16 protein-coding genes are annotated in these 14,083 nt (G+C 61.4%); 9 read left to right on the top strand and 7 right to left on the bottom strand.

Going from position 1 to position 14,083, the window contains the following annotated elements:
- Nucleotides 1-496: 496 nt before the first annotated feature.
- Complete coding sequence (locus tag ACTRWK_RS09540; protein ID WP_286759472.1) at nt 497-1,339, bottom strand: abortive infection family protein; 843 nt, start codon at nt 1,337-1,339, stop codon at nt 497-499.
- The gene (gene thyX, locus ACTRWK_RS09535; RefSeq protein WP_462843896.1) at nt 1,336-2,259 is read right to left on the bottom strand and encodes an FAD-dependent thymidylate synthase; all 924 of its coding nucleotides are present in this window, start codon (nt 2,257-2,259) and stop codon (nt 1,336-1,338) included. The genes ACTRWK_RS09540 and thyX overlap by 4 nt, the downstream gene beginning before the upstream one ends.
- Nucleotides 2,260-2,459: 200 nt before the next feature.
- Between thyX and ACTRWK_RS09530 the strand changes: the two genes are divergently transcribed.
- From ACTRWK_RS09530 to ACTRWK_RS09510, 5 genes are all read left to right on the top strand, one after another.
- Nucleotides 2,460-3,425, top strand: a complete 966-nt coding sequence (locus tag ACTRWK_RS09530; protein ID WP_462843895.1) for a thymidylate synthase — start codon at nt 2,460-2,462, stop codon at nt 3,423-3,425.
- A 126-nt stretch (nt 3,426-3,551) separates the two neighbouring features.
- Complete coding sequence (locus ACTRWK_RS09525) at nt 3,552-4,823, top strand: tetratricopeptide repeat protein (protein ID WP_462843894.1); 1,272 nt, start codon at nt 3,552-3,554, stop codon at nt 4,821-4,823.
- A 68-nt stretch (nt 4,824-4,891) separates the two neighbouring features.
- Nucleotides 4,892-5,326 (top strand): VOC family protein, encoded by a 435-nt coding sequence (locus tag ACTRWK_RS09520; RefSeq protein ID WP_005852400.1) that lies wholly within the window; start codon nt 4,892-4,894, stop codon nt 5,324-5,326.
- A gap of 4 nt (nt 5,327-5,330) precedes the next feature.
- Nucleotides 5,331-6,041 (top strand): DUF1194 domain-containing protein, encoded by a 711-nt coding sequence (locus ACTRWK_RS09515; protein ID WP_289082005.1) that lies wholly within the window; start codon nt 5,331-5,333, stop codon nt 6,039-6,041.
- The gene (locus ACTRWK_RS09510; RefSeq protein WP_289082006.1) at nt 6,038-6,757 is read left to right on the top strand and encodes a DUF1194 domain-containing protein; all 720 of its coding nucleotides are present in this window, start codon (nt 6,038-6,040) and stop codon (nt 6,755-6,757) included. The genes ACTRWK_RS09515 and ACTRWK_RS09510 overlap by 4 nt, the downstream gene beginning before the upstream one ends.
- On the opposite strand, the gene ACTRWK_RS09505 is transcribed toward ACTRWK_RS09510, so the two are convergent.
- The 3 genes from ACTRWK_RS09505 to ACTRWK_RS09495 form a co-directional block, all read right to left on the bottom strand.
- A complete protein-coding gene (locus ACTRWK_RS09505) occupies nt 6,751-7,251 on the bottom strand; it encodes a MarR family winged helix-turn-helix transcriptional regulator (protein WP_037943810.1) in 501 nt (166 codons plus the stop codon). The genes ACTRWK_RS09510 and ACTRWK_RS09505 overlap by 7 nt on opposite strands.
- A gap of 112 nt (nt 7,252-7,363) precedes the next feature.
- On the bottom strand, nt 7,364-7,630 hold the full coding sequence (locus ACTRWK_RS09500) for a succinate dehydrogenase assembly factor 2 (protein WP_037943808.1): 267 nt from the start codon (nt 7,628-7,630) through the stop codon (nt 7,364-7,366).
- Complete coding sequence (locus tag ACTRWK_RS09495; RefSeq protein ID WP_005852388.1) at nt 7,623-8,021, bottom strand: helix-turn-helix domain-containing protein; 399 nt, start codon at nt 8,019-8,021, stop codon at nt 7,623-7,625. The genes ACTRWK_RS09500 and ACTRWK_RS09495 overlap by 8 nt, the downstream gene beginning before the upstream one ends.
- 89 nt (nt 8,022-8,110) lie before the next feature.
- On the opposite strand from ACTRWK_RS09495, the gene ACTRWK_RS09490 reads away from it, so the two are divergent.
- Both ACTRWK_RS09490 and ACTRWK_RS09485 read left to right on the top strand, forming a co-directional pair.
- Nucleotides 8,111-9,313 carry a pyridoxal phosphate-dependent aminotransferase gene (locus tag ACTRWK_RS09490; protein WP_462843893.1) on the top strand — a complete coding sequence of 401 codons (1,203 nt, stop codon included), beginning with the start codon at nt 8,111-8,113 and terminating at the stop codon, nt 9,311-9,313.
- Between the two features lie 22 nt (nt 9,314-9,335).
- The gene (locus ACTRWK_RS09485) at nt 9,336-9,731 is read left to right on the top strand and encodes a hypothetical protein (RefSeq protein WP_005852384.1); all 396 of its coding nucleotides are present in this window, start codon (nt 9,336-9,338) and stop codon (nt 9,729-9,731) included.
- A 29-nt stretch (nt 9,732-9,760) separates the two neighbouring features.
- Here ACTRWK_RS09485 and ACTRWK_RS09480 read toward each other — a convergent pair whose 3' ends face one another.
- Nucleotides 9,761-11,134 (bottom strand): MATE family efflux transporter, encoded by a 1,374-nt coding sequence (locus ACTRWK_RS09480; RefSeq protein WP_462843892.1) that lies wholly within the window; start codon nt 11,132-11,134, stop codon nt 9,761-9,763.
- A 145-nt stretch (nt 11,135-11,279) separates the two neighbouring features.
- Between ACTRWK_RS09480 and ACTRWK_RS09475 the strand changes: the two genes are divergently transcribed.
- Nucleotides 11,280-12,425: an alpha/beta hydrolase family protein gene (locus ACTRWK_RS09475; RefSeq protein WP_289084176.1), complete on the top strand. Its 1,146-nt coding sequence runs from the start codon at nt 11,280-11,282 to the stop codon at nt 12,423-12,425.
- Complete coding sequence (locus tag ACTRWK_RS09470; protein ID WP_037943801.1) at nt 12,422-13,294, top strand: alpha/beta fold hydrolase; 873 nt, start codon at nt 12,422-12,424, stop codon at nt 13,292-13,294. Before ACTRWK_RS09475 ends, ACTRWK_RS09470 begins: the two co-directional genes overlap by 4 nt.
- A gap of 24 nt (nt 13,295-13,318) precedes the next feature.
- Here the strand turns inward: ACTRWK_RS09470 and ACTRWK_RS09465 are convergent, their stop codons facing one another.
- Nucleotides 13,319-13,990, bottom strand: a complete 672-nt coding sequence (locus ACTRWK_RS09465; protein WP_005852376.1) for a dimethylsulfonioproprionate lyase family protein — start codon at nt 13,988-13,990, stop codon at nt 13,319-13,321.
- Nucleotides 13,991-14,083 lie beyond the last annotated feature (93 nt).

The raw sequence follows: 14,083 nt of genomic DNA, 5'->3' as shown, positions 1-14,083 counted from the left end.
TGACCTAAACAGGGACCGCCGCGCCCGAACCGAGGGGTGGAAGCGAAGCGCCTGCTCAGCGAAGGCAAGCCATCGCTCTGTCGGTGGCGCGGATGCCTTGCACCCGCTGTCCCGCTCCGTGTGTGGGGGTGAGGCACGGTCCGGCGAAGCCGGATTGAACAGTCCGGTGGACTGTTCAAAGGGCCGAACGCGGAATGCGCAAGCATTTCGCCGGGGATGTAGGCGGTGACCTATATCGGGACCGCCACGCCCGAACCGAGGGGTAGGAAGCGAAGTGCCGGCTTCGTGTGGGGGTAAGACATGGTTGGGGCGCAGTCCCAATCAATCCTTCCGGGGGAAGGATTGAAATGTCGAACGCGGATTTCGCGAGAAATACGCCGGGGAGTTATGGGATGTAATCAATCGGGACCGCCGCGCCCGAACCGAGGGGTGGAAGCGAAGCGCCCGCCCCGTGGGGGCGGTTCGGGCGCTGCCCAATCGGAGATTGGGCATTGGGTCAGTTTTGGATCTGTCTCTCGCTAAATGAATCTATTAAGAAATCGCAGAATGCAAAGGTAAGGTTTACTACTAGTACCGCATGCCGTCTTGCAGGCTTATGCCGAGCAACGTGGCGGTCGCCTGATTTATTCGCTATTTCGTAAAATCCGGTAACCAAAGTAGAGAGGCCATTTAAAAGAGGCCTTAAAGAATCCTCAGTCATAGATGATTGGTCCATGTTTGATGCTATAGCCAAGGCCTTATAGAGTTTTTTGATATCACCTTCAGTGTCCTTGAATTCCACACCTTGTTTTTCGAGCGAGAGTTTCAGAAAGCCTTCAATAACAGTGTAGCAAATCGTAATTGCACCATCGAAATCATTAGACTCTATTCGTGCCCTCGCTTTGGTCACTCTCTCTTCAAGGATCGGATGAGTTAGCAGCAACTTTGTTGGTGAATTACCAAACACTAACTTGTTTGGCACGACCTGAAAGAAGATTGGCCCAGGGACGTGATCGTTTCCGTTATAGAAGCCAGGCCGGTAATCTTTGTTCAGTTTGTAGCCGTCTTGAGCTAAAATTTTGGAAAACTGAAAAGCAATATTTTCGGCGTGCTTTTCATTTTCGTCTAGTGAGTTAAATGCTTCCTCAATCACATCTTTCAGCCGTTGCTGTCCGTTCATTGTGGTCAGCTTTTCCCGCACGAAAATATGTCGAGACGGAAAACCTGCGCCGTACAGATCCATCTCGCCATGACCGTTGAAGAAATTTACCAATTGCGGGCCTGAACGATATTCAGAAACCTGCGAATCTCCAGAAATAATACCGACCAAAAATTCGATCGCCTTATTACCTATCTTCACCCATCAATCACTCCAATAAACTCCCGCCATTCCCCCTTGCTCATGCCAGAGGTCTCCTGCGTGACCTCCTCACCCTTCACCATCCGGCGGATACACTCAAGAGCTGTATTGGACATAGTCGCGCCACCTAGACGGTAATCCTCGAAGGCGCGGTAGGCGGCGGGGACCCAGTCGGCGACGACGTTGCAGATGGCATCGGCATAGACTCGGATCTCGTATTGGGCGTGGGCATCGGCACGCAGACGCAGGAAGTGGAAAAGGTTGTGCAGGTCCACCTTCCAGTACCATTGCGTGTAGATGTTCGACGGCAGGTTCATCCGCGCCAGCTCTCGTGCCAGACCGTCCTGCGGTTCTCCGTCGGGGCCGGTTTCGGCGATCATCGCCTCGTAATTGTCATAGGCGCGGTTGCTGTCGGACTTGAGGATTTCGAGCACACGGGCGGCCTCTGCCCCTTCCAGAACGCCGCCGCGGCCCTGATTGTTCACCACGCTTTGGGCGTTCACATGGGACGGCTCGGGGATGTAGAATTCACGGTCCAGGATCGAATAGCGGGCGGAGTATTCGTTGACGTTGGCGGTGCGGTGGCGGATCCACTGGCGCGCGACAAAGACGGGTAGTTTGACGTGGAGCTTGATCTCGCACATCTCGAAGGGGGTGGAGTGCCAGTGGCGCATCAGGTAGCGGATCAGCCCTTCGTCGTTCTGCACCGATTTCGTACCGCGCCCATAGCTGACGCGGGCCGCCTGACAGATCGCCGCATCGTCGCCCATATAGTCGATGACGCGCACAAAGCCGTGGTCGAGCACGGGAATGGCCTTGTAGAGATGGGCCTCCATCCCTTCGGAGACGGTGCGCAGGGTCTGTTTCGGCTCTGCCCGCAGAGCGTCGATTTCGGCTTGTTGGTCGGGGCTGATCGGCATGGGGGCGTCCTGTCATATGGGCGTGGATTCGGGGTCTACTATATCTGCGGCAGCAGGCCACCGGAACCGCCATATGCGGTATTGTTTTTGGGTAGCACTTTGGCGGCAAATGCACGCGAGGCAAGGTGGAGCGTTGACAGCAGGGCGCAGGATTGGCGACTGTCGCGGCAATCAACAAGAAATTTTCGAGGCAGACAGTTATGAAATTCGGGACATCAGCGCTGGCGCTGTGCGTATTTTTGGCAGCATGTGGCAGTGGCACGCCGTTTAACGGCGAGACGGAGGCAGATACGGGCACGGGTACTGACGGGAGCACGGGGGCCAGTGCCATTCCCGAAGAACTGGCGAACGACCTCAAGAGCTTTAGTTATGACCCGGCGTCCCAGACGCTGTCGATCACGGGTATCACCGCAGATGATAGCGAGTTCACCGCCAATTATCGCCGCCGCCCCGGCTTGGACCGCAACGGATATGAAGCCTACACCGCGCAGGACGGATCGCTGGACCGCCACGTCACCGCGTATGTGAAGGACATCGATGGCACCCGCGCCGCTGTGGTGATGACGGGCGGGCAATTCGAGCAGGTCTTTTCGGGCGCTGGATATTCCAACACCTCGTATTCAGCGCCGGTCGCACCGGGCACGCAATCCGAGGGCGGGCTGGTGACCTATGCGGGGAATTACATCGGGTTGCTGAACGGAGCCGGGTCCGGGGAAGATCTGGCACCGGTTGCAGACGGGACTGACCCCGACCCCCTGTCGCGTCAGGCCGCCGAAGTGACGGGCAAAGTGGTTCTGACCGGCGACTTCACCGACGCGGCGGTTGCAGGGATCATCTATGATCGCAAGGTAACCGACTTTGATACAGGCGGCACCTACGATCCCAACTCCGCCACCCCTTTCGAGGCGCAGAACATCGCGCTGGACAGCACTGGCATCGCGGAAGACGGCTCTTTCTTCGGGACCGCGTCACAGTCTAACAACGCGGTCGGCGAATACGGCGGTATTTTCGGGGGCACGGGTGCCACGGAAGTTGCTGGTGTGATCCACGCCGAGAACCACATTGCGCTGGGCGGATCGGGCACACCGATCGAGTATGGCGCGTTTGTCCTGACCCAATGTGGCCAACCCGGTGAAGACGCGATCTGCGATCAGCCCGAGCGATAGAGCGGCTGTATCGTGTCTTTCGCCAATTGCGCCATCGGCTGTGCAGTGGCCGGGCTCTGCCTGCTGAACAGTGGCTCTGTCGCGGCAGAGCAGTCGGTCGCGTTGTCCCTGCCAGAGGCCCGATCATTGGCGGTCCATGCGCTGAAGGGTGAACGCCCTGCTCTGGCGTCGCAGATCGCGCGAGGGTTGCTGATCGCGGATCCGCATTCGGCGTATGCGCATTATGTTCTGGCCACAGCCCATGCAGATATGGGGCACGGAACGGATGGGCGAAAGTCTGCGGCGCGAGCGTACCGCTATGCAGACAACAGGGTACAGAAGTTTCAGGCCGCGGAACTGGCAGCACGGCTGACCTTTGCAGATGGGCACCCGACCCTCACTCAGCTTTGGCTTAGACGTGCCGTTCAAAACGCCCCGACCCCGGAGATAGAAGAACAGCTTGCGCGTGACTATGCCCGTGTGCGGCGTGAAAATCCGTTTCGCTTTTCCATTACAGGCGGGGTGAAGCCCTCTAGCAATGTCAACAACGGTGCTGACACCGCACAGCAGGTGATCGACGGCTTGCCGTTTACCGGGCGGCTCAGCGGATCGGCGCAGGCCCTATCGGGTATCGTGGGTACCGTCGACGCGGTCGTCGGGTACCGTTTGCGGAGCACTCAAAAGACGCGAACGGACCTTTCGGGTCGCCTGTTTGTACAACGTGTGGCGCTTGATAGCGGGTCGCATGATTTGGCACCTGAAGCACGTAACAGTGATTTCGGAGCGACCTATGCAGATGTTTCACTTCGGCAGTCCTTCGCGGTCGGCGCGGCGGGCGGAAGCGCCGATGTAGCCGGATCGCTTGGCGAATACTGGTCAGGAGGCGACCGCAGCTATTCGTTCATGCGTGTTGGCGTCGGTCGCCGCTGGCAGCTGTCTGCTTCGACTTCGGTTTCCATGGGCGCGACGCTAGAAAAACGGTTTAGTGAACGAATTAGTTACTTTGACAGTAACACCGTGTCCCTGATTGTAGGGTCCCAACACAAGCTCGCTTGGGGTGATGGTATCGGCGTTTCCGTCAATCTACGCGAGACCGACAGCGACTTCGTCAACTATGCCTCGCAAGCCGCGTCCCTACGGTTAAGCTATAGCTTCGCCGATCAAATCGGTCCGGCGGTTGTGAACGCAGGCTTAACCTTGGGAAAAACCCACTACGACACCTATTTTGCGGTTTTCGATGTCCCCGGTGGCAAGCAAGACTACGCAACCTATGCGGACGTTAACATCATGTTACCTGATGTGGACTATGCGGGGTTTGCGCCCAGTGTGACTTTACGCGCCGGACGGACGCGATCCAATGTCAGCCGGTTCGAAACGAGCGAGTTTTCCGTCTCATTGGGATTTCAGTCAAAATTCTGACATCCGCTGGCAACCGCCGCCAGCCGTGCTACCCTGCAGGTCGAAGACGAAAGCAAAGGAGCCAACCCATGCCGATCAAATATTTGCACACGATGGTGCGCGTCAAGGATCTGGAGAAATCGCAAGCCTTCTACGAGCTGCTGGGCCTGAAAGAGCGCCGCCGGATCGACAATGAGGATGGGCGGTTTTCGCTGATTTTCATGTGCCCTCCCGGGCAGGACGACGGCCATGCGGATGTGGAGCTGACCTATAACTGGGACGGCGATGATGCGCTGCCCGATGACAGCCGTCATTTCGGGCACCTCGCCTATACCGTTGAAAACATTTATGAAACCTGCAAGATGTTGCAAGAGAACGGGATCACGATCAACCGTCCTCCGCGCGACGGGTATATGGCGTTCATCCGGTCGCCCGACAATGTGTCGGTCGAATTGCTGCAAGAAGGGGACCGGCTGGAGCCGCAGGAACCCTGGGCCAGCATGGAAAACACCGGCCATTGGTAAGCCGATGATCCGGGCGGCCTTCCTTGCCACAGCGCTGGGCGTCGCACCCGCGGCCCTTGCGGCGGCGGAGTGTCGGCTGGCGCTGCTGCTGGCGATGGATGTGTCCAGTTCGGTTGATGCGGTCGAGGACCGTTTGCAGCGTGGCGGCACCGCCGCCGCGTTGCTGTCAGACCCGGTGCGGCGGGCGTTTTTCGCCAGCGATCTGCCGGTGGCGCTGGCCGTCTATGAATGGTCGGGGCGCTATAACCAGCAGATCGTGCTCGATTGGCAGATGATAGACTCGCCCGACGATCTGACGCGCGCGGCGGGCGTGGTGGCGGGCAGCCAGCGCAGTCATAATGATTTTCCCACGGCCATGGGCTATGCGCTGGGGTTTGGTGCGGCGGTCATGGCGCGGGCACCGCGTTGTTTATACAAGACAATTGATCTGGCGGGGGACGGTCAAAACAACGAGGGCTTTGGCCCGCAGCTGGCCTATCGGTCGTTTGATTTTGACGATGTGACGGTCAACGGGCTGGTGGTGAATGCCGCCGATTTCGAGGCCGAGACAGGGCTGATCGCCTTTTACAAACGCGAGGTCTTGCACGGCCCCGGTGCGTTTCTGGTGATCGCCAACGGGTTCGAGGATTTTGAACGCGCCATGCGGATCAAGCTGGAACGCGAGCTGACACCCCCTGCGATTGGCAGCCTGTCCGTGGTCGAGGACGCGGGATGATCCGCGCCGGGGTTGCGGCCCTTGTCGGCGCAACGCTTTGGGCGTCGGCTGGCGTGGCGGAGTGCCGGCAGGCCTTGGCCTTGGGGCTGGATGTGTCGGGGTCCGTCGATGCGCGGGAGTACCGCTTGCAATTGGACGGGGTCGCCGGGGCCCTGGACGATCCGGCGGTGCGCGCGGCGATCCTGTCGGCACCGGAGGCACCGGTGTCCCTGTTGGTCTATGAGTGGAGCGGCCCGACAGACCAGCGCGTTATTGCCCCGTGGCGGTCGATCAGTGATGCCGCCGCCCTGCAAGAGCTGATCGACGGGCTGCGACAGGTGGAGCGCGCGGCCGCGTCGCCCGGCACCGCGCTTGGCGTGGCGGTGGCAGCGGGGGCGGCCTATCTGGCACAGCGGCCCGCATGTTTGAAGCACACGCTTGATATCTCGGGCGACGGGATATCCAACCTTGGGCCCCGCCCCCGTGACGTGAAACGACAGCTTGCCGGACGTGATCTGACGGTGAACGCGCTGGTGGTCGAAGCGGCGGGGGAGGACAGCACGCTGACGGGGTATTTCATGGCAGAGGTGATCACCGGCCCCGGTGCCTTTGCCCTGCCCGCCGCGGGGTTTGATGCCTATCAATCTGCCATGACCACCAAGCTGCTGCGCGAGCTAGCGGTGCTGTCGCTGGCGCAACTGGGTGACGAAGCCCTGCCCGCCCTGCGCGGTCAGTAGATATAGCGGATCTGGTCCGTCCAGTAGCGTTCCATCCGTTTGAGCGCGCGGGTGATGTCATCCATGCCCGATGCGCCCAGCGCGCCCTTGTGCATCAGCCCGCTGGCGTGGCGACCAAACAGGTCTGACACGACTCCGCTGATGTGACGCCCCTTGCCGGTCAGCCGCACCCGAACCGAGCGGCGGTCGATCTGGCAGCGCTGGTGGTGCATATAGCCCATATCCACCAGTTTTTTCAGGTTATAGCTGACGTTGCTGCCCTGATAGTAGCCGCGGCTTTTCAACTCTCCGGCGGTGACTTCATTGTCGCCGATGTTGAACAGCAGCAGCGCTTGCACGGCGTTGATGTCCAGCACGCCGACGCGTTCGAATTCATCCTTGATCACGTCCAACAACAGGCGGTGCAGCCGTTCAACCAGCCCGAGCGCATCGAGGTAGCTTTGCATGAATCCCGCCTCTGACGGGGGGATGGGGATGGGGTTTTGGATACTCATATTCAACTCCGACATTGCGATTGGGGCGGAAGCTGAAGATAAAAATAAAATATATCGTTAAACCGGACGGATGTCGGCGCGAGGGGGCCGACATCCGCAGGGGAAACCGCGCCTAAAGCGGGTTTGCAGCCAGATGAATCTGGATGTCCGCGATCAGCGCGGTAAAGGGTTCGGGCGCAGGTGTTTGCCCCGTAACCCATTGATAAAGGTCGTGATCATTCTCGCTCAGCATGTCGTCATAGAGCGACAATGCCGCGTCATCCATCGTCGCGAGACGGGTTGCGGCATAAGAAGGTAAAATGAGATCCATTTCCTTAATACCTCGCCGCATAGAGCGCATATGCAGACGTTTGACCTTGTGTTCGTGCAGCTCAGCCATGGGTGTTCCCTTTGAAAATCCGGCGTAGTTTCTTTTCGAGACGGCCCATTTGTTCGGCCCGTTTCAACAGATCGGCGCGCATGTCGCGCAGTTCGATCAATGCTTCTTTGATATTGGCGTCGGTGGCGGCTGTGTCATCGGGGGCGTCGATGCCTTCGCCCTCGCCGTTGATCAGCCACATCATCGACACGCCCAAGACCCCGGCGAGCGTGGACAGGCGGTTGGCGCGGGGTTCGGACAGGTCGTCTTCCCAGCCGCGCAGGGTGGATTGCTTGATCCCCAACCGCTTGGCGAGCGCGGCTTGCGTCATATCCGCGTTCTCGCGCGCGGCGGCGACCCGGTCGCCAAAGGTTGCCACGTCGGATGCGTACCAGTCTTCGTTCTCGGCCATTGCGTCTCTCCTGTTTGGACCGATCTGGCTTGATCGGTGCGGGGGTGCGCCCTATGAGGGTGCTGCACACATATCAAACTGAGGCCGAAATGGAACTGCTGTCCAAGACCCTTGCGCGCGTAAAACCGTCGCCCACCATCGCCGTGACCCAAAAAGCTGCCGAGCTGAAGGCCGCAGGCAAGGATGTGATCGGGCTGGGTGCCGGAGAGCCGGATTTCGACACGCCGCAGAATATCAAGGACGCCGGTATCGCCGCGATCACCGCGGGCAAGACGAAATATACCGCCGTGGACGGTATCCCCGAGCTGAAGCAGGCGATTTGCGCCAAGTTCAAGCGCGACAACGGGCTGGACTATACGCCCGCGCAGGTCAGCGTCGGGACCGGTGGCAAGCAGATCCTGTACAACGCGCTGATGGCCACGATGAACCCCGGTGAAGAGGTCGTGATCCCTGCGCCCTATTGGGTCAGCTACCCCGATATGGTGCTGCTGGCCGGTGGCACGCCGGTGATTGCCCCCGCGACGCTGGAGAATGATTTCAAGCTGACCCCAGAGGCGTTGGAAGAGGCGATCACGCCCAAGACGAAATGGTTCATCTTCAACTCGCCCTCGAACCCCACGGGCGCGGGCTATAGCTGGGATGAGCTGAAGGCGTTGACCGATGTGCTGATGCGTCACCCCCATGTCTGGGTGATGACCGATGATATGTATGAACATCTGGCCTATGATGATTTCAAATTCTGCACCCCCGCGCAGGTGGAGCCCGCGCTGTATGACCGTACGCTGACCGTCAACGGTGTGTCCAAAGCCTATGCCATGACCGGCTGGCGCATTGGCTATGCGGCGGGGCCGGAAAAGCTGATCGGCGCGATGCGCAAGGTACAGTCGCAATCCACGTCGAACCCCTGCACCGTCAGCCAGTGGGCCGCGGTGGAGGCGTTGAACGGCACGCAGGATTACATCGCCGAGAACAACAAGATGTTCACCCGCCGTCGCAATCTGGTGGTGGACATGCTGAACGAGATCGACGGCATCGTCTGCCCCAAGCCAGAGGGCGCGTTCTATGTCTACCCGTCCATCGCAGGGCTGATCGGCAAGACCACCCCGTCGGGCGTCACCATCACCGATGACGAGGTTTTCGCCACCGCGCTGCTGGAAGACACCGGTGTTGCCGTCGTCTTTGGCGCGGCCTTCGGCCTGAGCCCGAACTTCCGCATCAGCTATGCCACCTCGGACGCGGCGCTGAAAGAAGCCTGCACCCGTTTGCAACAGTTCTGCGCCGCGCTGAGCTAAGCCAGACCGTAAAGGAGCCCCCATGGCGAGCGACCTGCCAGAGTATTACTTTCGCGTGCGCGAGAATGGCGCGGCGGTGTTTCGCGTGGATGCAGAGAACCGCCAGCGGCGGATCGAGATGGACCAGATCGCCGTTGTGAACATCCGCAACGGCGAGATCAAACCCCAAGGCGATCGCGTGCTGTCGGACGGCGATCTGGAACGTATCCGCCAGTGGATGACCGAGCGCGCACAGGTGCTGGCGCAGCGCGACATCGACGATATCCACCGTGCGGTGGATTATCTGAACCTGACAACGCAGTGGGTGCAGTCAAAGGCCACGGACGACCAGCTTGATGCCGTCACGGACGCGCTGCTGTTGGCGATGCATGATCTGCGCAGCACGTTGGTACGCAAGAAGGCCGACCGGCTGCCCTAGGCGAAGCGGCTGCCGGTCAGCAGGTGGTGTTACGCGGCTGCGGGGTCTGTTGGCCCCAGACGTTTCAGCACGCTGCCCCAGAAGCGCGCGTTCAGCAGGATCGCCGCCACGCCAAGGCCAAAGACCAGCCCAAGCCAGACGCCGACCCCTTCTAGGTCAAAGACAAAGCCCAGCAGATACGACGCGGGCATGCCCACGATCCAATAGCTGAAGCCTGCAAGGAGCATCGGCACTGTGGTGTCCTGCACTCCGCGTAGAATGCCCAAGGCTACGGCCTGCGCGCCATCGACAAGCTGGAACAGTGACGCCATCGCCAGCAGCCCCACCCCGATCACAAGGATCTGGTCGCGCGCGGGTTCGTCACGTTGCATGAACAGGTTGATCAGCGGTTCGGGCCACATCACGAAGACAAAGATCGTCAACACTGCGACCAGCGCCGACATCACCGTCGCGGTGATCGCGCCACGCGCCAGATGCGCCGGATCGCGGCGGCCATAGGCATTGCCTGCGCGGATCGTGGCCACGTTGCTGATACCAAGGTGCACCATAAAGGTGATTGATGCCAGTTGCAGCGCGATGCCGTGGGCGGCCAGCGCTACGGTGCCCAGCCAACCCATCATAACGGCGCTGGCGGCAAAGAGCCCGACCTCGCTGAGCCCTGTGAACCCGATGGGCAGACCAAGGCGGAAGACACGGGCCAACATCTCCCAATCGGGACGCCAGAGGCGGACAAACATCTGGTGTTGCGGCATTTTCCACAGCACATAGATCACCACGGCGACCAGCGACACGCTGTGCGACGTGACAGAGGCGATGGCCGCACCGCGCACGCCAAGCTCTGGCGCGCCCCAGTTGCCGAAGATGAACGCATAGTTGGCCAGCACATTCGCGACGCCCGCCAGCAGCGTGATCCACAGCACGACCTGTGTGCGTTCCAGCGCGGCGAGGTAGCTTTTCAGCACCATGACCATCAGCGCGGGGAAGATGCCCCAAGCAGCGATGACCAGATAGCCGTCGACCATATCGGCCAGCGCCTGATCCTGCCCCATCAACGCCATGATCGGCCGCGACCAGATCATCAGCGGCAGCGCCAGCACGGCAAAGCCCATCGACAGCCACATGCCCATGCGGGTGGCGCGGCGCAGGCCGACCTCGTCGCCCTCGGCGTCAAAGGCGGCGACCAGCGGCATCACGCCCCATGCAAAGCCCGATCCGAAGATCAGCAGCACGAAGAAATAGGTGCTGGCGAGGGTGACAGCGGCCAGCGCCTCTACGCTGTACCAGCCCGCCATGACCGTGTCGGAGACCCCGATCGCGATCTGCCCCAGATGCCCGCCTACAAGCGGAAGCCCCATCACGGTGATGGCTCGGGCGTGGCCCGGATATGTCATTTGCTGTGTCATGCGCCTTTCCTACGCCGCCCTGCCCGCAAGGGGAAGAGCCGATGACCTAGGGGAAGGCCGCGCGGCGGTTTGCGTGGTCGGGCGGGCTTGCACCCTGCGGCTGGCCGCGCCACAGTCGCGACACCGAAGTTGGGAGGATACCGCCTTGCACAACCGCATCGATCTGCTGCGCCCCGACGCGCCAGCGCTGGCGCAGCGCGGCCCCCATCCCGTCGGCGTGACCACCCTGACCGCCGCTGTGTCCGACACGCGCCAATTGACGCTAGAGGTCTGGTATCCGGCGGCCGAGGGCACGGGTGCGGGGACGTCCTATGCCACCTTGCTGCGCGACGGTGTGACGCCGACTGTCTTGCACGGGTCGGCCTGCCGCGAGGCTTTTGTCGCCACGGGCTTTTCAGCGCCGTTGATCGTGATCTCGCACGGGTATCCCGGGAACCGCTTTCTGCTGAGCCATCTGGCGGAATCCCTTGCGCGCCAAGGCTTTGTCGTGGCGGCACCGGATCATGCGGGCAGCACCTATGAGGATCAGCAGGCCTTCGGGGTGACGTTGCTGAACCGTCCGCTGGACCAGCGCGCGGTGATTGACGCGATGGAGGCGCTGACGGGGCCCTTGGGCGATCTGGTGGCGTGTCGCCGTGTCGGGCTGATCGGCTATTCCATGGGCGGCTACGGGGCGATGATCTTTGGCGGGGCCGGTCTGGCCGAGACGGCGTTGCAGCATCCCCGCGCGCCCGAGGGCGGCAGCCTTGCGCGGCATCTTGCGGGGTCAAAGACCCACGCCGCCCTGCGCGATCCGCGGCTGTGCGCGATCATGCCCATCGGCCCTTGGGGCAACGGGCAGGCGATGTGGGATGCCGATGGGCTGGCGCAGATGGACACGCCGCTGTTCATGATGGCCGGCACCGTCGATGATGTATCAGACTATGCCGCGATGCGCCGCCTCTTCACCGGCTGCGCCAGCGACCGCTATTTGTTAAGCTTTATCAACGCGGGCCATAATGCCGCCGCGCCGATCCCTGCCCCGCTGGAAAGCTGGGCGCATTCGGATCTGCTGGGGTGGGCACCGTTCCAGCACTATGCCGATCCGGTCTGGGACACGCTGCGCATGAACAATATCGCGCAACATTATGCGGCGGCCTTTATGGGCATGCATCTGCGCGGTGACGACACCGCAGGGATGCTGGACGGGGCTGACTGGCCCGGTTTCGCCCCGGGCTCCGCCGTAGGGCTGCGACTGGAGCATTTGCCCGCCGGCCCCGCCCCGGACAAACCGAAAAGGAAGACGACATGACCGCCCATTGGACCGAAACCCGCCAGATCAACGGCAATCCTTTCTTTATTCGCCACTGGGGCGATGAGAACGCGCCCAAGCTGCTGATGCTGCATGGCTTTCCCGAATATTCGGGCGCGTGGAACGATCTGGCCCCGCTGCTGGCCAAGCGGTTCCATTGCATTGCCCCCGACCAGCGCGGCTATGGGCAGAGCTGGCGACCCGCCGAGGTAGAGCAGTACAAGACATCGAAGCTGGTGTCGGATATGGCGGCGTTGATCGGGGACGAGCCCGTGATCCTGCTGGGCCATGACTGGGGGGCCTCTGTCGCCTATGCGCTGACCATCGGGCGGCCTGATCTGGTATCGAAACTGATCATCATGAACGGCGTCCACCCCGCCCCCTTCCAGCGCGAGCTGGCCAAGGGCGGCGCGCAGACCGATGCCTCGCAATACATCCATTTTCTGCGCCGTGAGGGATCAGAGGATATTCTGGCCGCAGATGATTTCGGCAAGCTGATGGGGCTGTTCTCGGCGCATATGGATATGAGCTGGCTAGAGGGCGAGACGCTGGCGGGCTACAAGCAAGCGTGGCGTGATGCGGCGGGGCTGCGCGGGATGGTGAACTGGTATCGCGCCTCTCCGCTGAAGCTGGGGGCCGAGGGCGAGGCGATTGACGACGCGCTGAGCTTTGATCCGGCGCGGTTGCAGGTGCGCTGCCCGCATCTGCTGGTCTGGGGCACCGATGATACCGCGCTGCTGCCCGAGACGACCCGCGGGCTTGAGGACTACGCCCCCGACCTGACCCGCATCACCATCGAGGGCGCGGATCACTGGCTGCACCACCAAAAACCGCAAGAGGTGGCGGAGGCCATTCTGAACTGGCTTTAGGCCGCGCCTGCCCCGTCCCGCGTTTTACTTGCGCGCGCGGGTAAAGACCATTTTCTGCTGGTGCAGATCGGCAGGATCGCCCATCCACGCATAGGCCAGAAGCGCCGGTTCGCGGTCGCCCACGGTGATCCGGTGCAGATGTTCGGGCGGGTTAAAGATCATCGATCCGGGCACATAGACGCCCTGATGGTTCTCGGACACCGCGCCGGACAGACAGACGTAGCTTTCGGTGATCCCCTTATGGGCATGGGCCGGATAGGTGCAGCCCGGCGCGAAGAGCACCACGCCCAGAATGATATCATGGCTGACCACCGGACCCTGCGCCCCTGCCAGTTCGGCATAGGCATAGCTGTTGGTCAGCCCCTTGGGGACTTTCTCGTAGCCGTATTGCCAGCTGAGGTCATGGGCCACGGCATCCAGCGCCCGGACCGCGGGGGCCAAGGCCCCCTGCTTGCCCTCGTCCAGCGCGCGGCGCAGATGGGCAGTGACGGGCTTTTCCGCACGCGGCTGTAACCGCAGTTCGGCATTGCCCCGCAGCAGCCTTGCAATGGCCTCGCGCGCTTTGCGTTGATGGCTTTTGATCCGGTCGCTGCCGCCCGCGGGCAGGTAGCGATAAAGCTCGTCACATTCCTGCATCATATAGCGCCAGTCGGGCACATCGCGCAGGGTGGTGGGAGCGGCGGTGTCAAACGTCATGGCAAGCCTTCCAACGGTTTCCTGCCCCGATGATAGCAAAGGCACAGGCGCAGGAAACACCGCATTGCGACGTCATCCGCCCTTCCCCCGACC

This window comes from Sulfitobacter sp. G5_S2_6_S6 (genome assembly GCF_054968505.1).
The sequence above is the reverse complement of the archived record's forward strand: the minus strand, read 5'-3'. Positions and strand labels throughout refer to the sequence as shown.